Origin of the sequence: Aminobacter sp. Piv2-1 (genome assembly GCF_037625995.1) — a bacterium.
In the GTDB taxonomy this organism is placed as follows: Bacteria; Pseudomonadota; Alphaproteobacteria; order Rhizobiales; family Rhizobiaceae; genus Aminobacter.
The window spans coordinates 368,963-389,638 of sequence record NZ_JARKMU010000001.1 but is presented as its reverse complement, the minus strand read 5'-3'; the positions used below and the strand labels follow the sequence as shown (position 1 = coordinate 389,638).

Genomic DNA, 20,676 nt, shown 5'->3' with positions numbered 1-20,676 from the left:
AATTTGGCACTTTTCCACCCCCCTTCGGGCCGGCCGTATCATTGCCGGCTTCAACCGAAGGAGACGGCCTTGGAACAGACGACAAACCTGAAGATGCCCTTCATCATGCCATCGCAGGCGCAGAAACACGTGACCCACAACGAGGCGCTGCTGGCACTCGACGCGCTGGTGCAACTCGGCATCCTGGACCGGCATCTGAGCACGCCGCCGGCCACGCCGGCCGACGGCGACCGCTATATCGTCGCTGCAGCCGCCACCGGCGCCTGGGCGGGCAAAACGGGCCAGGTCGCCGCCTGGCAGGACGGCGCCTGGAGCTTCCACCTGCCCGTGAAAGGCTGGCTCGCCTGGCTCGCCGACGAGCAGCGCATTCTCGCCCATGACGGCGGCAACTGGGTCGACACGGCCGCGCTGGGCGTCAATCCGGTTGGGCTGGTCGGCGTCAATGCGACCGCCGACAACACCAACCGGCTCGCGGTCAGGAGTCCGGCGGTGCTGTTCGACAACCAGGGCGCCGGCCATCAGGTCAAGATCAACAAGGCTGCCGCCGGGGACAATGCCTCGCTGCTGTTCCAGACCGGCTATTCCGGCCGCGCCGAGTTCGGCCTCGCCGGCGACGACGACTGGCACGTCAAGGTGTCGCCCGACGGCGGCGCCTGGACCGAGGCGCTCAAGGTGAGCCGCATGGATGGACGCGTGCTGCTGCCTGCGGGCCTTGCCCTGACCGACCAGAACCAGGTCGTCGTCAGGCGCCATGTCCGCGAACTTCTGACGGCGGACCGGACCTACTTTGTCCGGACTGACGGTGCGGACGCCAACAACGGGCTTGCGAATTCCGCCGCGGGCGCCTTCAACACCATCCAGAAAGCGCTCGACACGGTGGCGGGGCTCGACATGGCCGGCTTCACGGTGACGGTCCGGATCGCCGACGGCACCTATTCCACCGCCGTCCGCGTCCCGCCCGCGATCGGCCAGGCCGGCGCGTCGGCGCTGGTGATCGCAGGCAATAGCGGCAGCCCGGGCAACGTCGTCGTCGCCGCTGCCGGTGCCAGCGCCATCAGCGTCGCAGCCGGCGGGCGCTGCCTCGTCCGGGACCTCGAAGTCCGTACCACCGGCGCGGGATTCGGCCTCAATGCCGACGGCGGCTCGCTGGAGTTCGCCAATGTGAGCTTCGGGGGCTGCGCCGACGGACATATCTCCAGCGGCAACCACGGCACGGTGCGCGCCGTCGGCAATTACGCCGTCACCGGTGCCGCACCCGTCCACTGGTCGGCACGCGCGGGCGGCATCATCGACGCGGCCCTCCGAACGGTGGCGCTGTCGACGACGCCCGCTTTCGCCACCGCCTTCGCGTCGTGCAACGGCGGCGACATATCGTGCGGCGGCATGGTCTTCACCGGAGCCGCCACGGGCCCGCGCTACGCCGTCGACCGGAACGGCGTCATCTACACCGGCTCGGGCGGAGCCAGCTACCTGCCGGGCGACGCCACCGGCAGTTCGGCGACCGGAGGCCAGTATGTTTGAGGGATCGCCCTACTGGACGCGGTGGTAGCGGCCGTACCAGTCGACGAAGCGGACCAGCCCCTCCTCGATCGGCGTGTGCGGAAGCTCGCCGATCAATGCCTCGAGGTCGCTGACGTCGGCCCAGGTGCTGAGGACGTCGCCCGGCTGCAGCGGCATGAAGTTCTTGACCGCTTCCCGGCCGGTCGCCCGCTCGAGGATGCGGACCATCTCCATGAGATGCTCCTTGCGGCGGTTGCCGATGTTCATCACCCGATGCGGCGCCCAGCTTCCCGAGGCGCCGCCTGCGGCGATGTCGTAGCCGGGGTCGGCCACCGGGGGATGGTCGATCAGCCGGACGATGCCTTCGACGATGTCGTCGACATAGGTGAAGTCCCGGTACATGTCGCCGTTGTTGTAGATGTCGATCTTGTCGCCGGCGAAGATCGCCTTGGTGAACTTGTAGTAGGCCATGTCCGGCCGCCCCCACGGACCGTAGACGGTGAAGAAGCGCAGGCCGGTCGCGGGCACACCGAACAAATGGCTGTAGGTATGCGCCATCAGTTCGTTGGCCTTCTTGGTCGCGGCATAGAGGCTGACGGGATGGTCGACGCCGTCGCGCGGCGAATAGGGCTGCTTCTTGTTGCCGCCGTAGACCGAACTCGACGAAGCGTAGATGAGATGCTTCGGCAGCGACGAGCGGCAGTTCTCCAGGATGTTGAGGAAGCCGGTGATGTTGGCGTCGACATAGGCCTGCGGGTGGTCGAGCGAATAGCGCACGCCGGCCTGTGCCGCGAGGTTGATGACAATCTCGGGCTTGGCCGCGAAGGCTGCCTTGACCGCCGCGGCGTCGGCCAGATCGGCCTGGACGAAGCGGAAGTCGCCATGTTCGACAAGCATGTCCAGCCGCGCCCGCTTGAGCGAGGTGTCATAGTAGTCGGTCACGCTGTCGAAACCCACCACCTCATATCCGTCGGCCAGGAGCCGGCGGGCGAGGTGAAAGCCGATGAAACCGGCGGTTCCGGTGACGAGAACGGTCATGGATTGCGCTCCAGCGTGACCTCGAAATGCAAACGCCCCGGCTTTTTAGTGCCGGGGCGCCTGCAAAACCAGTGGGTTGAGGCAGGTCAGCCCTTCTTGGGCACGAGCGCCCAGATTGCCGGAACGGCTGCAGCGGCGAGCGCCACCTTGATCAGATCGGGAACGATGAACGGCACCACGCCGAACTGCCAGGCCTCGTCGGCGCCGATCAGCAGCGACAGCCAAGAGAAGCCCATGGCCATCATGACGACCTCGGCGACGAGCATGGCGCCCAGCATCTTGACGATGCTGCGGCCCCAGCCGCGGTCGACGGCCCAGCCGACGATCGCCACCATGGCGACGAAGCCGGCGAGATAGCCGCCGGTCGAGCCGAGCATGTAGGCGATGCCGATGCCCTTCTCCGGCGTGCTCTGGAACACCGGGTAGCCCATGGCGCCCTGCGCCATGTAGAGCATCACGGTCGCGAGACCGAGGCGCAGCCCGAAGGCGGCGCCGATGCCGAGCACGGCCAGCGTCTGCAGCGACATGTCGACCGGGCCGAGCACGACCTTGGTCTTGGCCGAGGCGACCAGCAGCAACGAACCGGCGACCGCCAGCAGAACTTGGGTCGCCAGGCGCGTGGCCCGCTTTGCCGGAAGCGCGGCGGAAACGAGCGCGGTGGATGTGCTGGATGCGGCGGCCATGTGAAATCCCCTTGCGTTGCACGCGCCCTGGCGTGCCGAACATGGTTTTCCCTATATTGCCTTCCATGCTAAGCGGCAAACGAATTTGCCGCCCGGCACAGCAACGCACAAGCATCGGCACGCCATGTCCCTCGATTTCGATACACGCTTCGAGCCTGCCTATGGCAACGCCGTGCCAATCGCCAAGGGCGTGCTCCGGCTGACCGTCAACAACCCGAGCCCGTTCACCTTTCACGGCACCAACAGCTACATCGTCGGTTCCGATACGCTTGCCGTGATCGATCCCGGACCTGAAGACGACGCTCATCTCGAGGCGCTGATCCAGACGATAGCCGGTCGCCCGGTGAGCCACATCTTCGTCAGCCACACCCATCGCGACCACTCGCCGCTGGCGGCGAGGCTGAAGGCACTGACCGGCGCCAGGACGGTGGCCGAAGGGCCACACCGGCCGGCACGGCCGCTGCATCTCGGCGAGGTCCCGGCACTGGATGCCAGCAGCGACACGGACTTCGTGCCCGACCTCGTCGTCGCCGACGGCCAGGTGATCGAGGGCGACGGCTGGCGCATCGGAACCGTGCTCACGCCTGGGCACGCGGCAAATCACGCCGCCTTCTCGCTCGAAGGCACCGGCATCCTGTTCTCCGCGGACCACGTCATGGCGTGGTCCACCTCGATCGTCGCGCCTCCCGATGGCGCCATGTCGGACTACATGGCCTCGCTCGACCGCCTGACCGGGCGTGACGACCGCATCTATCTGGCGGGGCATGGCGGTCCGGTGACGGAACCGCAGCGATTCGTTCGCGGGCTGAAGGCGCACCGCAAGATGCGCGAGCGTGCGATCCTCGAACGCCTCAGGGCCGGCGACCGCTCGATTGCGGAAATCGTCCGCGCGATCTACCGCGACACCGACCCCCGCCTGCATGGCGCCGCGGGGCTGTCGGTGTTCGCCCACCTGGAAGATCTGGTCGGCCGCGGCGAGGTGGTCTGCGCCGGAGTTCCCTCGCTCGACGGAACCTACGCGCCCGCGAATTAGAGCTTAGGCGACCAGGCGGGAGGCCTCTGGCGTCGCACAAAGGCGGCTGGGAGAATAGCTGGGGCGGCAGAATTGCATTCGTCAGAATGCCCGCCGCTCCAGCGTCGCTATTCCTGCTTCGTGGAGGTCGCAGTGCCCGCCTGGTTGGCGATCTCCTGGTCCAGTTCGGTCAGGAAGCCAACGATGAGTTCGGCGTTCACGGACAGGTCATGCCGCCCGTAGCGCGAGGCCGAGCGCATGTCGACGAACACCGAGTTGCCGTCGTCCACCACCCGTATTCCCACATCGGACGGCAAGGCGAGAATCATCGTGCGGGCCACGGCTTCGATGTCGACCTCGCCGCTGGCCTGCTCGGGCGCCGGCGGCGGCACCACTACTTCCCAGTCCCGGCGCGACAGGACCGCAGTCACGCTCTCCAGCACGCGGTCGAGTGAAAGGTCGTAGCGCCGGCCGGCGACCAGTGGATAGGCCTCGGCCTGCAGGCTGCGCTCGCCGGGCGATGTCGGCTCGAGCCCATTCATGCCTGGCGTTCGCATCAACGCCGCGACGTTGATGTCCGGCGGGTTGTCGAGATCGGTCGAGATGTCGCGCAGCATCGGCAGGGTGGCGACCTGGTAGGCGGTATAGGCGAAGGGGGAAAGGATCAGCAGCGCCAGAAGCGCGCCAAAAGTCAGGTCATGCCCGCCCTCGTCGCCGAACTTCCAGAGCCGGGAAAACGCGAAGCCGGAAAACAGCAGCGCAAGTGCCGCCAGCAACGCGACGATGCCCATCACCCAGAAGAAGGCAGGTGTTTCGACCAGGCCGCGGCGATGACCTAGAACAGCCGTGACCAGCAAGACCATGGCGAAGGACGCCATGCCCCGGGAAAGGCCGGCCGCGCGCGTCGTCCGCGGCTCGAGATACCTCGTGTGAAACTCAACCATCGAACCCCGTCACCTGCTGCGAGTGGCAGCACGCCGCCCCCAAACGGCATAGATTGCTGCTGGGACAGATTAAAGGGATTTGTTCGGCCATTGAAGTGGAAAGGGACACCCTTTCCACTTCATCCTCAGGCAGGAGAATCCGTCGGAAGACGATAGCCCTTGAGCCGCTCGCGCAACACCGACTTCTGGATCTTGCCAGTGGCGGTATGCGGAATCTCGTCGACAAATACGACGTCGTCGGGTACCCACCATTTGGCCACCTTGCCGTCGAAGAGCGCCAATAGGTCGGCCTTGTCGGGGCTCCTGCCCTGCTTGGGCACGACGACCAGCAAGGGACGCTCGTCCCAGCGCGAGTGCTTCACGCCAATCGCCGCCGCCTCCTGGATGTCGGGATGTCCGACGGCCAGGTTTTCCAGCTCGATGCTCGAAATCCATTCGCCGCCCGACTTGATGACATCCTTGGAACGATCGGTGATCTGCATGTAGCCGTGCTCATCGACATGGGCGACGTCGCCGGTGTCGAACCAGCCGTCGGCGTCGAACTGTTCGGCGCTCGCGCCGCCGTAGTAGGACGCCGACACGGCCGGCCCGCGCACCTTCAGCCGTCCGAAGGTCCTGCCATCCCACGGCAATTCGTTGTTGTCGTCGTCAGTGACTTTCATCTCAACGCCGAACGGCGTGTATCCCTGCTTCTGCTGGAGATTGAGCCGGTCCGCGCCTTCGAGGTCCTGATATTCAGGCTTGATCGTGCAAAGGGTTCCGAGCGGCGACATTTCCGTCATGCCCCAGGCGTGGACGACCTCCACGCCGTAGTTGCGCTCGAACTTTTCGGTCACGGTGCGCGGGCAGGCCGAGCCGCCGATTACCACCCGGTTGAGGTGCGGCAGCTTCTTGCCGGTTTCCTCCAGATGCTGCAGCAGCATGAGCCACACCGTCGGCACCGCCGCGGTGAAGGTGACGCGCTCGGTATCGAGCAGTTCGTAGATCGAGGCTCCGTCCATCTTGGCGCCCGGCATGACCAGCTTGGCACCCACCATCGGCGCGCTCTGGGCAAGCCCCCAGGCATTGGCATGGAACATCGGCACCACCGGCAGGACGACGTCGCGGACGGAAACGCCCATGGCATCGGGCATGATGGCGATCATCGCGTGCAGCACGTTCGAGCGATGGCTGTAGACGACGCCCTTCGGGTCGCCGGTCGTGCCCGACGTGTAGCACATGCCCGCAGCGGCATGTTCGTCGAGCTGCTTCCAGGCGTAGTCCCCGTCGGCTTCGGCAAGCCAGTCCTCGTAGGCAACGACGTTGGCTAGGCCGCTCGGCGGCAGATGCGCCGAATCGGTGAGGACGAAGATCTGGCGGAGCGACGGCACCTGCGGCGCGATCTTCTCGACCAGCGGCAGGAAAGTCAGGTCGACGAAGAGCGCCTGATCCTGGGCGTGGTTCATGATCCACGCCAGTTGCTCCGGGAAAAGCCGCGGGTTGAGCGTGTGGTAGACGCCGCCCATGCCCATGATGCCGTACCACGCCTCCATGTGGCGCGCGCTGTTCCAGGCGAGCGTTGCGATGCGGTCACCGTCCTTGAAGCCGTCTCGCTCCAGCCGCTGCGCCACCATGAGGGATCGCTTCCGCAGATCGGCATAGTTGGTGCGGACGATCGGTCCCTCGACCGAGCGCGACACCACCTCCCGGTGCGGGTGCTGCAGTGCTGCGTGATCCAAGATCTTGTGGCACAGCAGCGGCCACTCCTGCATCAGACCGAGCATTCGGATCCTCCCAAATCCTTTTGCCGCATCTTTGGTCCCAATCCGCGGATTGTCCAGTCCGGCCGGGCCCCCGGCCGCAAACCTCGTGCGGCCATATTGCGGCCACGGTCCCGGTTAACCTTTGTTACCGGCTGGCGTGGTGGGTAGATTAATGTGAGGGATCACATGGATACGCAGCCCCGCGCGGAGGACGAGCAGTCCCCGCAGGACGAGATGCTCCCGCAGGAGCAGACGGCTCTGGAAGAATCGCAGGCCGATACGATCGAACAGGACCTGGCTGCTGCCGAGGCGAAGCTCGATATCGCCGAGGATGGCGCAGTTGCGCACCCGGAGGAGAGCGGCGACGCCGCTGTCTCTGGCCCCGACGCGAGCGAAAGCGAGCTTGAGGCCGCCGCACTGGCTGAAGAGGAATTGGTAGCCGTATCGACGGCAGACGAGGATACGGCCGGCACCGACGAGGTTCCCATGATGGAACTCGACGAACCGGCCATCGAAGCGGAACTCGACGAACCGCCCTTGGAGGCCTCAGTTCAGCCGGAATTGTCGCCGTCCGAAATCACCGCGATCGAACAGCCCGTCGAGACCGCGGCACTTGAACAGGAAGCCGCATCCGCGGCGGATGCGCCGCCGGCCATCGCCGAAGGCATCTCCGAGACGGAGTTTGCCCAGATGGTCGACGATGCGCTCGAAACGGTAGGCGGCATCCTGCTGTTCAAGATGCGCGTCGACGAGGACGGCAAGGAGAAGCACGTCGCCGCGGCCTCCATCGGCGACGGCGCGCGGCGGCAATACCTGCTGCTTTCGCTTCCCGTCGCGGGCGGCAAGCTCAAGGTCGAATCGGCCGCGCGCAGCAACAGCCCCGTTGCAAAACTCGCCGAAGCCTATGTCGGCGTGGTCGAGGCCTTCTGCGCCGCGGCTTGAGAGGCGGCGGCTATCAGTCGACGATCCCGGAACCGCGCTGGCAGGTTTCGTGATACCCTACGTAAGCCGTTTGCGTAGGGTATCGACCTGATATACCCTACGCGAAACATTGACGTAGGGTATTCCGATGCGCCTGCCTCTCTCTGCCCACACCGCCTATCAGGACCTTCTCGAGGCGCACCGCATGCGCAACGTCAGCGAAATCGCCGGCGCGCCCTTTCTCAAGCAACTGCCACAAGGCAAATACTGGTATGCTCGCCAGAAGATCGGCGACAAGCCGGTCGATCGCTACATCGGCCCCGACAGCGAAGACCTTCGCCGGCGCATCGCGCGCATGCAGGAGGCTGTCGAGGACGAGAAGCAGTTTGAACGAAACTGCGCTCTCCTTGTCGCCCAACTGCGTGCCGCAGGACTGGCAACGGTGGATCGCCAGACCGGCAGCATCCTGAACGCAATGGCAAGGGTGGGCGTGTTCCGGCTGGGAGGAACCCTGGTCGGCACGCATGCATTCCGTCTCTATGGGGCGGAGCTCGGCTTCACCTTCGCAGGTTCGCTTGCCGTCACCCAGGACGTCGACATCGCCGCCTTCGAGAACCTGAAGCTGGCGATCGACGATCAGGTCGATCCGTCACTGGCCGAAACCTTCAAGAGCCTGTCCCTGGAGCCGGCCCCCGGCCTCGATCCAAAAGGAAGATCGACGCGATGGCGCCTCAAAGGCGGTGGTGCGATGGTCGATTTCCTGGCTCCGCGGATGCAAAGCAGGGACGAGATCGTCCGCCTCGAACCGCTCAACGTCTATGCGCAGACCCTGCCATTCCTGAACTTCCTGATTGCGGATCCGATACCGGCCGTGGTGCTCTACAGGAGTGGCGTCCTGGTGCAGATACCGAAGCCCGAGCGCTACGCCGTCCACAAGCTGATCGTCGCCCAGCGTCGATCAGGACCAGGCCTCGGCAAGGTAGCCAAGGACCTTGCACAGGCCGAAACGCTCATTCGCGTCCTGGTCGAGGACCGCCCGCAGGAGCTGGCGATCGCCTACGAAACCGCGCTGGATGGCGGGCCAAAGTGGCGCGAGGCAATCAGCGCCTCGCTGAAGCAGAGACCATCAATCGACAGGCTGCTCGGCGAACTCGCCTGACACCGACAGTTATACCCAAAACGCGTTTTGGGTATAACCAAGCGAAATCAGACGCTTGCAGTGCTACTGCCGCGCCTTCACCGCGGCCTGCGCGGCAGCGAGCCGTGCGATCGGCACGCGGAAGGGCGAGCACGACACATAGTCGAGCCCGACGCTCTCGCAGAAGCGGATCGAAGCGGGATCGCCGCCATGCTCGCCGCAGATGCCGAGCTTGATCTCGGGCCGCGTCGCCCTGCCCTTCTCGGCAGCGATCTTGACCAGCTCGCCGACGCCGTCGACGTCGAGCGAGACGAACGGGTCCTGCTCGATGATGCCCTTCTGGCGATAGGTCTCGAGGAACGACGCCGCGTCGTCGCGCGAGATGCCGAAGGTCGTCTGCGTCAGGTCGTTGGTGCCGAAGGAGAAGAACTCGGCCGCCTCGGCGATGACGTGGGCGCGGATCGCCGCACGCGGCAGTTCGATCATCGTGCCGGTGAGGTAGTCGATCTTGGTGCCGCTCTCCTGCATCACGCTCTGGGCGACCTGGTCGATGCGCGCCTTGACATAGTCGAGCTCCTTCATCAGGCCGACCAGCGGCACCATGATCTCGGGCACCACCGGGCTGCCGGTCTTCTTGCCGGCCTCGACGGCCGCCTCGAAGATGGCGCGCGCCTGCATCTCGGCGATCTCGGGATAGGAGACGGCGAGGCGGCAGCCGCGATGGCCGAGCATCGGGTTGAACTCGTGCAGGGCCTCGGTGCGCTGGCGCAGTTTGTCGGCCGGCACGTTCATCGCCTCGGCCACCTCGGCGATCTCTTCCTCGGTCTTGGGCAGGAACTCGTGCAGCGGCGGGTCGAGCAGGCGGATCGTCACCGGCAGGCCGGCCATGATCTCGAACAGCTCGAGGAAGTCCGAGCGCTGCATCGGCAACAGCTTGTCCAGTGCCTTGCGGCGGTCCTTCTCGGTGTCGGCGAGGATCATCTCGCGCATGGCAACGATGCGGTCGCCGTCGAAGAACATGTGCTCGGTGCGGCAAAGGCCGATGCCCTCGGCGCCGAAGGAGCGCGCCATGCGCGCGTCGGCCGGCGTCTCGGCATTGGTGCGCACCTTCATGCGCCGCGCCGCGTCCGCCCATTCCATGATGGCGGCGAAATCGCCCGACAGCTCCGGCTGCAGCATCGGCACCGCGCCCTTCAGCACCTGGCCGTTGGCGCCGTCGATGGTGATGATGTCGCCCTTGCGGAAGGTCTTGCCCATCACCGTCAGCGTGCCTTGGCGATAGTCGACGCGCAGCGAACCGGCGCCGGAAACGCAAGGCTTGCCCATGCCGCGGGCAACGACGGCGGCGTGGCTGGTCATGCCGCCGCGCGTTGTCAGGATGCCTTCCGAGGCATGCATGCCATGGATGTCCTCGGGGCTGGTTTCGATGCGCACCAGGATCACCTTGCGCCCGGCCGACTTCATCTCCTCGGCCTCGTCGGACGAGAACACGATCTCGCCGGTGGCGGCACCAGGCGAGGCCGGCAGGCCGACCGCGATCACCTCGCGCTGCGCCTTGGGGTCGATGGTCGGATGCAGCAGCTGGTCGAGGGAAGCCGGATCAATGCGGCCGATCGCCTCCTGCTTGCTGATCAGGCCCTCGGCCGCCATCTCGACGGCGATCTTCAGCGCCGCCTTGGCGGTGCGCTTGCCCGACCGCGTCTGCAGCATCCACAGCTTGCCGCGCTCGATGGTGAACTCCAGGTCCTGCATGTCGCGATAGTGCTTTTCGAGCCGGTCGGAGATCGACACGAAGGAGGCGAAAGCCTCCGGCATCAGCTTCTGCAGCGAGGGCTTGTCGGAGCCGGCGGCGATGCGGGCGGCCTCTGTGATGTTCTGCGGCGTGCGGATGCCGGCGACGACGTCCTCGCCCTGCGCGTTCACCAGGAACTCGCCATAGAGCATCTTCTCGCCGGTCGAGGGGTTGCGGGTGAAGGCGACGCCCGTGGCGGAGGTGTCGCCCATGTTGCCGAACACCATGGCCTGGACGTTGACCGCCGTACCCCAGCTTTCGGGAATGTCGTGCAGGCGGCGATAGGTGCTCGCGCGGTGGTTCATCCAGCTCGAGAACACAGCACCGATCGCGCCCCACAGCTGCTCATGCGGATCCTGCGGGAAGGAGCGGCCCAGTTCCTCCTCCACCTTGGCCTTGTAGAGGCCGATGACATGCTGCCACTCGATGGCCGAAAAATCCGTGTCGAGCTCGTGGCCGAGCCGCGCCTTCTCGTCCTCGAGGATTTCCTCGAACACCTCGTGGTCGAGACCCAGCACCACGTCGGAATACATGGTGATGAAGCGGCGGTAGCTGTCATAGGCGAAGCGTGGATCGCCTGCATCCCTGGCGAGCGCCTCGACCGTGACGTCGTTGAGGCCGAGATTGAGGACGGTGTCCATCATGCCCGGCATCGACGCGCGCGCGCCGGATCGCACGGAGACGAGCAGCAGCTTTTCCGGATCGCCGAAGCTGCGGCCGGTCAGCACGCCGACATGCTCGAGCGCGGTGCGGACATCCGCTTCCAGCGTCTCGGGATAGTTGCGGCCATTGGCGTAGTACCAGTTGCAGGCCTCGGTGGTGATGGTGAACCCGGGCGGCACCGGCAGGCCGAGACTGCACATCTCGGCGAGATTCGCCCCCTTGCCGCCGAGCAGGTTGCGGTCGCCCGCGCGCCCCTCCGCCGCACCGTCGCCAAACCTATAGACCCACTTGGTCATGCCCTCTCCTCGCCGACTGAGTGTGCAGCACACGGTGGCTGCCATGCGCTTCAGGGGGAGCGATAGGATGCTGCGTTGCGAAAGGCAAGGCGCAGTTCCGACACGCGACGTTCTACAATCGATTAATGGCCGCGGCGGTTGCGGCGCTTGCGGCGGCGCCCCGGCTCATATAGAACATTTCAAGAACAAACTCAGGAGATCGCTATGAGGAAAACGGGCAAGCTCGACTACATCGAAATGTCGGCTACCGGCGGCACGATCGATCACGTCAAGGCATTCTACAGCTCGGCGTTCGGCTGGACCTTCACCGACTACGGGCCCGCCTATTCGGCATTCGACGAAGGGCTCGAGGGCGGCTTCCAGGCGGAAGTCCAGGCAAAGCCGTTGCCCATCCTCTATTCGGAAGTGCTGGAGGAGACGCTGCGCGCCGTCGAGGAGGCAGGCGGCACCATCGTCAAGCCGATCTTCTCGTTCCCCGGTGGCCGGCGGTTCCACTTCACCGATCCGGCCGGCAACGAACTGGCCGTCTGGGGCGAATGATCCGGCCAGCCGGCTTGGGATAAGCGGCAAAAGGCGCGTTGTGCTTTTGCCGCGCACTGCCTATAAGGCGGCGGTCGATTGACTCGCACGCGGCACTATTCTTGTCTCGCCTGCGGCTTGTTGATGGGGCGTCGCCAAGCGGTAAGGCATCGGTTTTTGGTACCGACATTCCCAGGTTCGAATCCTGGCGCCCCAGCCACCTTTCAAGCAGCATCTGAAGTTGTTCGCAGAACGGATTTCTGCGACCGGCCGCGCCGGCTCGAGCTATTCCAGAAAAGCGCGAAGCGGTCTTTCGTCCGGAATGGCGTCAAACCAAAGAGATAGAGCGCCTTCGCGATTCGAGGAAAAGCGGAGCCCTAGGCGCGGGCTTCGGCGAACGTCACCAGGCGCCGGCGCTTCTCGTCCCACAGCGCCAGATTGATGCAAGCCACGCTCTTCCAGAAGGTCAGCTTCACGTTCTGGCTGGCGTCGCGAAGTTCCGCGCTACCATCGAAGCAGGCCTGCAGCCGGTAGAACGGAACCCGGCTGCACAGGTGATGGATGTGGTGCAGTCCGATCGACCCGGTGATCCACTGGGCCACGACGGGCAAGGCGTACCAGGAACTCCCGCCGAAAGCCGCGACATGCAGGTCCCACGCCTCGCCCGCGTCCCAACGCGTCTCTTCGAACTGGTGTTGGACATAGAACAGCCAGCCGCCGACCCAGGCGCCCATCACGACGACCGGCAGGATCGCCAGCATCACCGCCCAGCCGGCCAGGAAGACGAGCCCGCCATAGACAGCCAGCAGCGCCAGATTGAGACCGCCGGCACTGCGCCAGGCCTCGACCCTTGGTATCGCGTCGTTGTAGGGCAGTCGATGCATGACCAGGAAATACACGGGCACGCCGATCACGATCAGCGCCACCGGATTGCGGTAGATGCGATACATCAGCCGCTGGCCGGTGGTCATCGCCTCGTATTCGGCGACCGTCCGCGTATCGATGTCGCCGATGCCGCGCTTGTCGAGATTGCCCGACGAGCCGTGGTGCACGGCATGCGCCTTTTGCCAGAGCGTGTAGGGGGTGAAGGTAAACACGCTCAGCACGCGCCCGATCAGGCGGTTTGCAGGCCGCGAACTGGTGAAGGAGCCATGGCCGCAATCGTGCTGGATCGCAAACAGCCTTACCAGAAACGCCGCGCAGGCCGGCGCCAGCAGCCCGACGAGACCCCAGCGCCAGTTGCCGAGCAGCGGCTCGGCATAGGCGGCCAGCCAGACCAGCCCTGCCAGCATCGCCAGGAAAGGTATCAGCGTCACCGCCAGTTCGAAGGCGGCGCGCCGGTCGTCGGGATCGCGGAAACGGTTGCAGTGCGAAGCAAGCCGGCGAACGAGCGCCTTTTCAGCCCCAAGATCGATGATCGGGGCAGATCCGGTTGTCGGAATTCGGCCGTCCGCGTCGGACGGCATCAACTGTGTCATTCAGTCCCCGAAATCTCGCTGCCAACGTGTTTTCAAGCGCGCCATTGCCCATAATGCGCCGCAAGCGTCGTGGCTAGTGGAGCTGCCGTGGCAAATTGGCTCTGCCGCCTCGAAATCTTTCGGCGCACGTCGATTCCCCGCCCCCAGGCCGTTCGCCGCATTCGGCGCTGCGGCTGAGGGCGTCAAGCATGGGCGATCCGGGCATGGCGCGCGGCATCGGCCAGAAGGCAGGCCGCGCGCCCGCCATGGGTGACGGCGCGCAGCGCCGGCTCCTCGGTCCGGCAGGCGGGTTCGGCTACCGGGCAGCGGGTCGAAAAGCGGCACCCCGGCGGAGGGTTGCGCGGGCTGGGCGGGTCGCCCGCGAGCAGCACACGTGGGCGCACGGCCTCGATGCGCGGATCGGGCGAAGGCACGGCCGAGAGCAGCGCCTGCGAATAGGGATGGGCGGGATCGGCGAACAACGGCTTCGTCGCGCCCTCCTCGGCCACACGGCCAAGATACATCACTGTCACATCCGAGCAGACCTCGCGCACGATGGCAAGGTCGTGGGCGACGATCACGATGGTCAGGCCGAGCTGGTCACGCAGCCGTGCGAAGAGGTTGACGATCTGTGCCCTGACCGACACGTCGAGCGCCGACAGAGGCTCGTCCGCGATCAGCAGTTGCGGCCCGAGCGCCAGCGCCCGTGCGATGGCCACACGCTGCCGCTGTCCGCCAGAGAGCGAGCGCGGCAGTCGGTCGAGCACGCTCGCGGGCAGTGCCACGAGGTCGAGAAGCTCGGCGATGCGGGCGCGACGCTGCGCAGCGCCGCCCGTGCCATGGATCAGCAGCGGCTCTTCCAGCGTCTGGCCCACGGTCTGGCGCCGGCTCATCGAGCCGAGCGGGTCCTGGAACACGAACTGCACGGCGCGGGCAAAGCCCAGCCGGTCGGTTCGCTGCCATTCGGCGCGGTCGCGCCCGGCGATGCGCACATCGCCCGACGTCGCGGGCTGGAGCCCGATCAGCGCCCGGGCGAGCGTGGTCTTGCCGCAGCCCGATTCCCCGACGATCCCGTGGAACGCGCCGGCGGGGACCGTCAGGTCGACCCCGTCGACGGCGCGCACCAGGCCCGCCGCGGTGCGGAAATGTACCTTGACGCCGCTGGCTGCGATGGCGGGCGTGTCAGCCATGGGCGATCCCCTCTTCTTCCAAAACCACCGGGCAGGCGACGCGCCGCGCCGCCGCGCCGCGCCGGACGGCGGTCAGTTCCGGCCGCCGCGTACGACAACCGGGGCGAGCCCTGTCGCAGCGGTCGACAAAGCGGCAGCCTGCCTCGAGCGAGGCCTGATTGGGCGGCAGGCCGGGGATCTCGCGCGTGCCCACGGCCGTTTCGGAGCGGAAATCGGGCACCGAGGCGAGAAGCCCGCGTGTGTAGGGGTGTATCGGGTCGGTCAGTACGTCGACCGCGACACCCTCCTCGGCCACCTGCCCGGCGTAGAGCACCATCACCCTGTCGGCCAGAACCGACACCGCGCCGATGTCATGGGTGATGAGGATCACGGCGATGCCGTCCTCCTTCTGGATCTGGCGGATCAGCGACAGGATCTGCGCCTGTACGGTGGCGTCGAGCGCGGTCGTCGGCTCGTCGGCGATCAGCACGCGCGGCCGCGCGGCGAGCGCCAGCGCGATCATCGCACGCTGCAGCATGCCGCCCGACAATTCGTGCGGATAGCGGTTGAAGCGGTCCTCGGGATCGGGAATGCCGGAGCGCGCCAAAAGCGAAACGGCCTCCTTGCGCGCGGCCTCGGGCGAGAGTCCCTGGTAGAGTTCGGCCTGCCGGGCGAGCTGCGGCCCGATCTTCAGCATCGGGTTCAGCGCGCTGATCGGATCCTGGAAGATCACCCCGAAATAGCCGCCGCGCAGCGCCGACAGATCCTTCGCGGACATCGTCAGCAGGTCGCGGCCGTCGGCCCGCGCCGCACCACGCAGGTCGACTGCGACGCCTTCGGGCAGCAGCCCGAGCGGCCCGAGCGTCATCACCGTCTTGCCCGAGCCGCTTTCGCCGACCACGGCCAGCGTCTCGCCCGGGGCGACGTGAAAGCTCGCACCGTCCACAGCGCGCACCGAAAGGGTCGGAGTGTAGAGATCGATGACCAGGGACTCGACCGCATAGACGGGCGGGGCTCCGGCCGGTGTCGAAGTGGAACCGCTCATGCCCTCGCCTCCGCTGCTTCGGCAGCCTTGCGCGCCGCTTCCTCCGTCGCCCGCTCCGCCCGCTTGCGCCGCAACAATCCGCCGCGCACCGCGCGCGGCACCTTTTGCAGCGCGAAGGCTTCGCCGAGCAGGTTGAAGCTGACCACCACGGCGGTGAGCGCCAATCCCGGGATGATGACCAGGCTCGGATATTCCTCGATGTAGCTCATGCCATCGACCAGTATCTGGCCCCACTCCGGCGTCGGGGGAGCCACCCCGAGGCCGAGGAAGGAGAGCGTGGCGATGGCAAGGACCAGCGCGCCGGCGTCGGCGCTGGCATAGACGACGACGAGGCCCAGCACATGCGGCAGGATGTGGCGCGCGAATATCCAAAGGTGGCTCGCGCCCATCACCCGCGCAGCCTCGATGTAGGGCTGCTGCAGTTCGGCCACCACCACGGCGCGGCTCATGCGCGCATAGTTCGCCCACCAGGCGAGCGTCAGCGCGATGACCATCTTCCAGAAGTCCGACAGCCAAGTCCAGGCATCGCCCGAAAAGACGCCGATCAGGGCCAGCGCGATGATCAGGCTGGGCAGCGCCAGCGCGATGTCGATGAGCGAGATCAGCACCAGTTCCGTGCGTCCGCCGACATAGCCCGCGAACGAGCCGATGACGACGCCGATCGCCAGCGCTGCCGCCAGCACCACGGTCATCGCGGTGAGCGAGGTGCGCGCGCCGCCGATGATCCGGCTGAATATGTCACGGCCGAGATAGTCGGTGCCGAAGAAATGCGTCGCCGACGGCCCTTGAAGGATCGCGCTATAGTCTTGCGCCGCGGGATCCTGGGTCATGAGCAGCGGCGCGAACAGGCCGACGAGGACAAAGAGGACGGCCGGGGTCAGGACCGCCCAGGGCCAGGAGCGTATGTTCATCTCAGGCCCTCTTCGGACGGCGCAGCCGCGGATCGGCGAGCATCGCCGCGATGTCGACGATCAGATTGACGGTGACGAAGAACACCACGAACAGCAGCAGGACCGCCTGCATGCCGATGAAGTCGCGGAACCGGATCGCCTCGATGAAGAAGGCCCCGATGCCGTTCAGCCCGAACACGCGTTCGACCACGATCGCGCCGATCATCATTAGCGTGAACTGGGCGCCGAAGGTGGTCATGAACGGGATCAGGATGTTGGGCAGCGCCTCGCGCACAAGCACCGCGCGTCGGGTCAGTCCCTTGGCGAAGCCGGTCGTGGCGAAGGGCCGCGACATCGCCTCCTGCAGGTTCACCCTCACGACGCGGGCCAGCACCGAGCCCGGGAACAGCGCGATCGTCATCCACGGCATGAGCCATGAGCGGATGCCGGACACGCCGAAGCTGGGAAGCCAGCCGAGCCCGACGGAAAAGGCGATGACGAGCAGCGCCGCCACGAAGAAATTGGGAGTCGAGGCACCAAGCAGCGCCAGCCCGTGCAGCAGCCGGTCGACCACGCCGCCGTTCGAGACGGCCCCGGCGATTCCAAACGCCAACGACAGCACCAGCGCCAGCACCCCGCCCCCGGCGAGAAGCGTCGCCGTAACCGGGATGCGGGTCGCGAACTCCTCGGCCATCGGCTTGCCCGAGCGGAGCGAGACGCCGAAATCGCCTGTCGCCGCGTCGCCAAGCCAACGCAGATAGCGCACCGGCAGCGGGTCGTTCAGGCCCAGTTCCTGCTCGATCCGCCGGATCATCGCGCCATCCGCACCGGCGCCGACCGAACGTTCGGCGATCAGGGCTGCGACATTTCCGGGAGCGGCCGTGATCAGCACGAAGGTCAGCGCGCTGGCCGCAACCATCAGCAACAGGGCAAGCCCCGTCCTTCGCATGAACATGCGTTGCATGGGACTTGCCCTTTCTGTTCGGTTCAGGCCAGCGTCAGACCCTTGAACGGCAGGTCGTAGTCGGTCGCCGGCAGTGCAAAACCCTTGACGCGCGAAGACACCGCCCAGAGCCGCTGGGTCACCACCAGCGGGCAGGCCGCGGTATTGTCGTAGATCCAGTCATAGACCAACTGCATCGCGGCCTCGCGGGCATCGCCCGCGGTCTCCAGCGCCGCCAGCACAAGCTTGTCGAGGTCGTCCGACACGTAGATCTTGCCGTCCGGCCCGGTGTCGACCGCGGTGACGAAGGAGGCGCCGAGTGACCCGTGCGGGTCGTAGGGCGCGCCGTAGTTGCCGAAGAAGGTCAGGTCGTATTCGAAGTTCGGGCGGCGCTGGTGCATCACGGCGGTGTCCACCGACGAGATGTTGACCTTGAAGCCGACCTCGGTCAGCTGCGCCTGCAGCATCTCGGCGATGCGGCGCGAGCCGGGGAACGACTCGTCCGACACCAGGAAGTCGATCGCGAGCGGCTTGCCGTCCTTGGAGAAGCCAGCGCCCTGGGCGGTCCAGCCTCCGGCGGTCAGCGCCGCCTTGGCTGCCGCCAGGTCGCGCTTCGGCACGTCGTGGCGCTTGCCCGCGGTCGGCACCGTGGTCGGGAAGATATCCACCGTCGGGTCGGCGTAGCCCTCGAACAGCACCGCGGCAACCGCGGCGCGGTCGATGCCGACGAAGATCGCGTCGCGCACGGCCTTGTCCTGCATCATCGGCGATTTTGGCGAATAGCCCAGGATCGTCGTCGCGGTGCCGGGTTCGGCCACCACGGTGACGCCGTCGCTGGCGAGCGCACGGGCGCGGCGCGGCGACAGCGGCGCCACCCACTCGCCGCCGATGATGTCGAGCTCGCCGGCGCGCAGGCCGTTCGCCCGCGCCAGTTCGTCGGGCACCACCTTCAGTTCCATCCGCGAGAACGCCGGCTTTTCGCCCCAATAGCCGTCGTTGCGCACGAGGGTCGTCCCCGTGGAGGAGTAACTTTCGACTTTCCAGGGACCGGTGCCGATCGGGGCCGTCTGCTTGCCGTTGGCATCCACCGCCTTGGGCGACAGGAAACGCACCGGCCGCACGATGGTCAGTTCCAGCAGCGCTGCTGGCACGGGGCGCTTGAGTTTCACCGTGATCTTGTTGGGCGCGTCCACCACGATGCTGTCATAGGCGTCGGCGATGCCGATCCACGAAAAATCGGCGACGCCCAGCCAGCGCTTCAGGTTCCATTCCGCCGCCGCCGCATCGAAGGGCGTGCCGTCGGAGAAGGTAACGCCTTCGCGCAGGTCGAAGCTGATCGAAAGCCCGTCCTCGGCCACCTTCCATGCAGTGGCCAGCCCCGGCTGCAGGGTACCGCCGGGCCCGTAGTGGATCAGACCGTCAAAAACCACGGTGTAGGAGGACAGCGTGGACACGTTCTGGAGCAGGTCGAGATCCCCGGTCTCGCCGGCGATGCCGATGCGAAGGACATCGTGCCCGTCGGCCAGGACGATGCGCGGCAGCATCGCCAAGAAGGGAGCGGCGGTTGCGACCGAAAGAAGGGCGCGGCGAGAGATCTTGGGCATTGATCAATCCTTCTTTTTAATACCAAGTAACCAAAAAAATTATTCAAACATTACCGCGTTGGTAATCTTATTAAATACTATACCACCTGCGCATATTGTCTATACATTATTTTTCGTCTTGAGCAGCGCTTGGTTCGATGCGGCACCATGAGATGGCGGCTGGGCGGCTTGAGTTGCACGCCGCCCGCCTGCCAGTGATTTCATGCCTGCTCGCCTTTGGGCCAACTCCGCGCCATCCAGGCCGCCGCCATCTGCGGATCGACGCCGGCGACGTCCATCAGCTTGTCCGGATTGAGGATGCGGAGCCGCCGGTAGTGGAATTCGGCTATGCGCTCCTTGCGCAGCGAGCTGAGCACGCGGTTGACATGCACGAAGGTGAGCCCCGTGGCATCGCCGATCTGCTCCTGCGTCAGTGGCAGGTACATCTCCTCGATCCGGTTTCCGGGCCACTGCGCGCGAAACCGTATGAAGAGCTCCAGAAGAAGATGCGCCACCCGTTCGCGGGCCGACCGCCGGCCGATGCTGGTCAGATGACTGAATGCCAGGCTGCAGTCGCGGGCAAACAGCCGCGCCAGGCGAAGGCCCATTGCCGGATCGTCGCGGTTGTACGAAACCAGGGTGGAGTACGGGATCACCGAGACGACGACGTCGGTCAGGGCCTGGACGCCGAAGGTCGACTGCTCGCCTTCGCAGGGCAGGATGCCGAGGACCGCTCCCGGCAGGCCGAACTGCACGATCTGCCGCCGCCCATCCTCCAGCAGCGTGTAGAGCGCAACCCAGCCGTCCAGCAGATTGTAGATCGTGTGTCCGTCGAAGCCGATGCCGAACAGGTCGCGGCCCGCCTCGAACTTGCGGTCGCCAGTGCGAAACTGGGGGATCAGGCGATGCGACTCCAGATCCGGGCGCACCACGGACAGGGGCGCGGACGCCTCAGCCTTGCCTTCGCTGTTTGCGGTCCTCGGATGCCGATCGATCTGGCCCGCGGCGGCCTTCTTGGGATCACCCGCCCCCGCGCCAGAAAGCGCACGAATATTCGGCTCGTTCCATCCGCGTGCGACGTGATCCCAATCGCTACGGAACGATCGGATGTCTGGATATCTCAATGCTTGATTCAAGCTCATAGTACACCTCCCGGGCCCAGGCCCGTTTCGGCGGCTGCTCCACAGCCAAGGATGATGATGCTTGGTTCCGACCGCTCGCGTTCGAGGCGACCGCTTCGACCGTTCGATCCATCGGCGGCGGCGCCTATGCAATGCAGCAATGCGCAGCCTGTGTCCGACGGCCTAGATGGAGCGGCTTCGAGGTACCGGAGGATCGCGG

The 20,676-nt window shown here is 66.1% G+C and carries 17 protein-coding genes and 1 tRNA gene; 6 read left to right on the top strand and 12 right to left on the bottom strand.

Going from position 1 to position 20,676, the window contains the following annotated elements; genetic code table 11:
- Nucleotides 1-69 precede the first annotated feature (69 nt).
- Nucleotides 70-1,521 (top strand): DUF2793 domain-containing protein, encoded by a 1,452-nt coding sequence (locus tag AmiPiv_RS01860; protein WP_340035545.1) that lies wholly within the window; start codon nucleotides 70-72, stop codon nucleotides 1,519-1,521.
- Between the two features lie 9 nt (nucleotides 1,522-1,530).
- Here AmiPiv_RS01860 and AmiPiv_RS01855 read toward each other — a convergent pair whose 3' ends face one another.
- Nucleotides 1,531-2,538 (bottom strand): SDR family NAD(P)-dependent oxidoreductase, encoded by a 1,008-nt coding sequence (locus AmiPiv_RS01855; RefSeq protein ID WP_340035544.1) that lies wholly within the window; start codon nucleotides 2,536-2,538, stop codon nucleotides 1,531-1,533.
- 86 nt (nucleotides 2,539-2,624) lie between these two features.
- Nucleotides 2,625-3,221, bottom strand: a complete 597-nt coding sequence (locus tag AmiPiv_RS01850) for a biotin transporter BioY (protein WP_340035543.1) — start codon at nucleotides 3,219-3,221, stop codon at nucleotides 2,625-2,627.
- A 124-nt stretch (nucleotides 3,222-3,345) separates the two neighbouring features.
- Here AmiPiv_RS01850 and AmiPiv_RS01845 point away from each other — a divergent pair, with 124 nt between their 5' ends.
- Nucleotides 3,346-4,254, top strand: a complete 909-nt coding sequence (locus AmiPiv_RS01845) for an MBL fold metallo-hydrolase (RefSeq protein ID WP_340035542.1) — start codon at nucleotides 3,346-3,348, stop codon at nucleotides 4,252-4,254.
- Nucleotides 4,255-4,361: 107 nt separating this feature from the next.
- On the opposite strand, the gene AmiPiv_RS01840 is transcribed toward AmiPiv_RS01845, so the two are convergent.
- Entirely contained in the window at nucleotides 4,362-5,177 is an 816-nt protein-coding gene (locus AmiPiv_RS01840) for a DUF1499 domain-containing protein (RefSeq protein ID WP_340035541.1), read from the bottom strand.
- A gap of 125 nt (nucleotides 5,178-5,302) precedes the next feature.
- The gene (locus AmiPiv_RS01835) at nucleotides 5,303-6,940 is read right to left on the bottom strand and encodes a long-chain-fatty-acid--CoA ligase (protein WP_340035540.1); all 1,638 of its coding nucleotides are present in this window, start codon (nucleotides 6,938-6,940) and stop codon (nucleotides 5,303-5,305) included.
- A gap of 165 nt (nucleotides 6,941-7,105) precedes the next feature.
- Here AmiPiv_RS01835 and AmiPiv_RS01830 point away from each other — a divergent pair, with 165 nt between their 5' ends.
- Together AmiPiv_RS01830 and AmiPiv_RS01825 are read left to right on the top strand one after the other, a co-directional pair.
- Nucleotides 7,106-7,861: a hypothetical protein gene (locus tag AmiPiv_RS01830; RefSeq protein ID WP_340035539.1), complete on the top strand. Its 756-nt coding sequence runs from the start codon at nucleotides 7,106-7,108 to the stop codon at nucleotides 7,859-7,861.
- 127 nt (nucleotides 7,862-7,988) lie between these two features.
- Nucleotides 7,989-8,999, top strand: a complete 1,011-nt coding sequence (locus AmiPiv_RS01825) for a nucleotidyltransferase family protein (protein WP_340035538.1) — start codon at nucleotides 7,989-7,991, stop codon at nucleotides 8,997-8,999.
- Nucleotides 9,000-9,062: 63 nt separating this feature from the next.
- Here the strand turns inward: AmiPiv_RS01825 and ppdK are convergent, their stop codons facing one another.
- Entirely contained in the window at nucleotides 9,063-11,729 is a 2,667-nt protein-coding gene (gene ppdK / locus AmiPiv_RS01820) for a pyruvate, phosphate dikinase (protein ID WP_340035537.1), read from the bottom strand.
- Between the two features lie 204 nt (nucleotides 11,730-11,933).
- On the opposite strand from ppdK, the gene AmiPiv_RS01815 reads away from it, so the two are divergent.
- Both AmiPiv_RS01815 and AmiPiv_RS01810 read left to right on the top strand, forming a co-directional pair.
- Complete coding sequence (locus tag AmiPiv_RS01815) at nucleotides 11,934-12,269, top strand: VOC family protein (RefSeq protein WP_340035536.1); 336 nt, start codon at nucleotides 11,934-11,936, stop codon at nucleotides 12,267-12,269.
- Between the two features lie 124 nt (nucleotides 12,270-12,393).
- Nucleotides 12,394-12,468, top strand: a tRNA-Gln gene (locus AmiPiv_RS01810).
- Between the two features lie 157 nt (nucleotides 12,469-12,625).
- On the opposite strand, the gene AmiPiv_RS01805 is transcribed toward AmiPiv_RS01810, so the two are convergent.
- The 7 genes from AmiPiv_RS01805 to AmiPiv_RS01775 all read right to left on the bottom strand — a co-directional run bounded on the left by AmiPiv_RS01805 (nucleotide 12,626) and on the right by AmiPiv_RS01775 (nucleotide 20,477).
- Complete coding sequence (locus AmiPiv_RS01805; RefSeq protein WP_340035535.1) at nucleotides 12,626-13,726, bottom strand: fatty acid desaturase; 1,101 nt, start codon at nucleotides 13,724-13,726, stop codon at nucleotides 12,626-12,628.
- 182 nt (nucleotides 13,727-13,908) lie between these two features.
- Nucleotides 13,909-14,895, bottom strand: coding sequence for an oligopeptide/dipeptide ABC transporter ATP-binding protein (locus AmiPiv_RS01800; RefSeq protein WP_340035534.1), 987 nt, complete (start codon nucleotides 14,893-14,895; stop codon nucleotides 13,909-13,911).
- A complete protein-coding gene (locus AmiPiv_RS01795; RefSeq protein ID WP_340035533.1) occupies nucleotides 14,888-15,919 on the bottom strand; it encodes an ABC transporter ATP-binding protein in 1,032 nt (343 codons plus the stop codon). The genes AmiPiv_RS01800 and AmiPiv_RS01795 overlap by 8 nt, the downstream gene beginning before the upstream one ends.
- Nucleotides 15,916-16,830: an ABC transporter permease gene (locus AmiPiv_RS01790; protein WP_340035532.1), complete on the bottom strand. Its 915-nt coding sequence runs from the start codon at nucleotides 16,828-16,830 to the stop codon at nucleotides 15,916-15,918. The genes AmiPiv_RS01795 and AmiPiv_RS01790 overlap by 4 nt, the downstream gene beginning before the upstream one ends.
- 1 nt (nucleotide 16,831) lies before the next feature.
- Nucleotides 16,832-17,773: an ABC transporter permease gene (locus tag AmiPiv_RS01785; RefSeq protein ID WP_340035531.1), complete on the bottom strand. Its 942-nt coding sequence runs from the start codon at nucleotides 17,771-17,773 to the stop codon at nucleotides 16,832-16,834.
- A 23-nt stretch (nucleotides 17,774-17,796) separates the two neighbouring features.
- Complete coding sequence (locus AmiPiv_RS01780; RefSeq protein WP_340035530.1) at nucleotides 17,797-19,356, bottom strand: ABC transporter substrate-binding protein; 1,560 nt, start codon at nucleotides 19,354-19,356, stop codon at nucleotides 17,797-17,799.
- A gap of 200 nt (nucleotides 19,357-19,556) precedes the next feature.
- Nucleotides 19,557-20,477 (bottom strand): Crp/Fnr family transcriptional regulator, encoded by a 921-nt coding sequence (locus AmiPiv_RS01775; RefSeq protein WP_340035529.1) that lies wholly within the window; start codon nucleotides 20,475-20,477, stop codon nucleotides 19,557-19,559.
- Nucleotides 20,478-20,676 lie beyond the last annotated feature (199 nt).

Excerpts from the sequence above, each read along its gene's own strand:
- AmiPiv_RS01855 (WP_340035544.1), bottom strand. The coding sequence starts at position 2,538 with ATGACCGTTCTCGTCACCGGAACCGCCGGTTTCATCGGCTTTCACCTC.
- AmiPiv_RS01850 (WP_340035543.1), bottom strand. The coding sequence starts at position 3,221 with ATGGCCGCCGCATCCAGCACATCCACCGCGCTCGTTTCCGCCGCGCTT.
- AmiPiv_RS01845 (WP_340035542.1), top strand. The coding sequence starts at position 3,346 with ATGTCCCTCGATTTCGATACACGCTTCGAGCCTGCCTATGGCAACGCC.
- AmiPiv_RS01840 (WP_340035541.1), bottom strand. The coding sequence starts at position 5,177 with ATGGTTGAGTTTCACACGAGGTATCTCGAGCCGCGGACGACGCGCGCG.
- AmiPiv_RS01835 (WP_340035540.1), bottom strand. The coding sequence starts at position 6,940 with ATGCTCGGTCTGATGCAGGAGTGGCCGCTGCTGTGCCACAAGATCTTG.
- AmiPiv_RS01830 (WP_340035539.1), top strand. The coding sequence starts at position 7,106 with ATGGATACGCAGCCCCGCGCGGAGGACGAGCAGTCCCCGCAGGACGAG.
- AmiPiv_RS01825 (WP_340035538.1), top strand. The coding sequence starts at position 7,989 with ATGCGCCTGCCTCTCTCTGCCCACACCGCCTATCAGGACCTTCTCGAG.
- ppdK (WP_340035537.1), bottom strand. The coding sequence starts at position 11,729 with ATGACCAAGTGGGTCTATAGGTTTGGCGACGGTGCGGCGGAGGGGCGC.
- AmiPiv_RS01815 (WP_340035536.1), top strand. The coding sequence starts at position 11,934 with ATGAGGAAAACGGGCAAGCTCGACTACATCGAAATGTCGGCTACCGGC.
- AmiPiv_RS01805 (WP_340035535.1), bottom strand. The coding sequence starts at position 13,726 with ATGACACAGTTGATGCCGTCCGACGCGGACGGCCGAATTCCGACAACC.
- AmiPiv_RS01800 (WP_340035534.1), bottom strand. The coding sequence starts at position 14,895 with ATGGCTGACACGCCCGCCATCGCAGCCAGCGGCGTCAAGGTACATTTC.
- AmiPiv_RS01795 (WP_340035533.1), bottom strand. The coding sequence starts at position 15,919 with ATGAGCGGTTCCACTTCGACACCGGCCGGAGCCCCGCCCGTCTATGCG.
- AmiPiv_RS01790 (WP_340035532.1), bottom strand. The coding sequence starts at position 16,830 with ATGAACATACGCTCCTGGCCCTGGGCGGTCCTGACCCCGGCCGTCCTC.
- AmiPiv_RS01785 (WP_340035531.1), bottom strand. The coding sequence starts at position 17,773 with ATGCAACGCATGTTCATGCGAAGGACGGGGCTTGCCCTGTTGCTGATG.
- AmiPiv_RS01780 (WP_340035530.1), bottom strand. The coding sequence starts at position 19,356 with ATGCCCAAGATCTCTCGCCGCGCCCTTCTTTCGGTCGCAACCGCCGCT.
- AmiPiv_RS01775 (WP_340035529.1), bottom strand. The coding sequence starts at position 20,477 with ATGAGCTTGAATCAAGCATTGAGATATCCAGACATCCGATCGTTCCGT.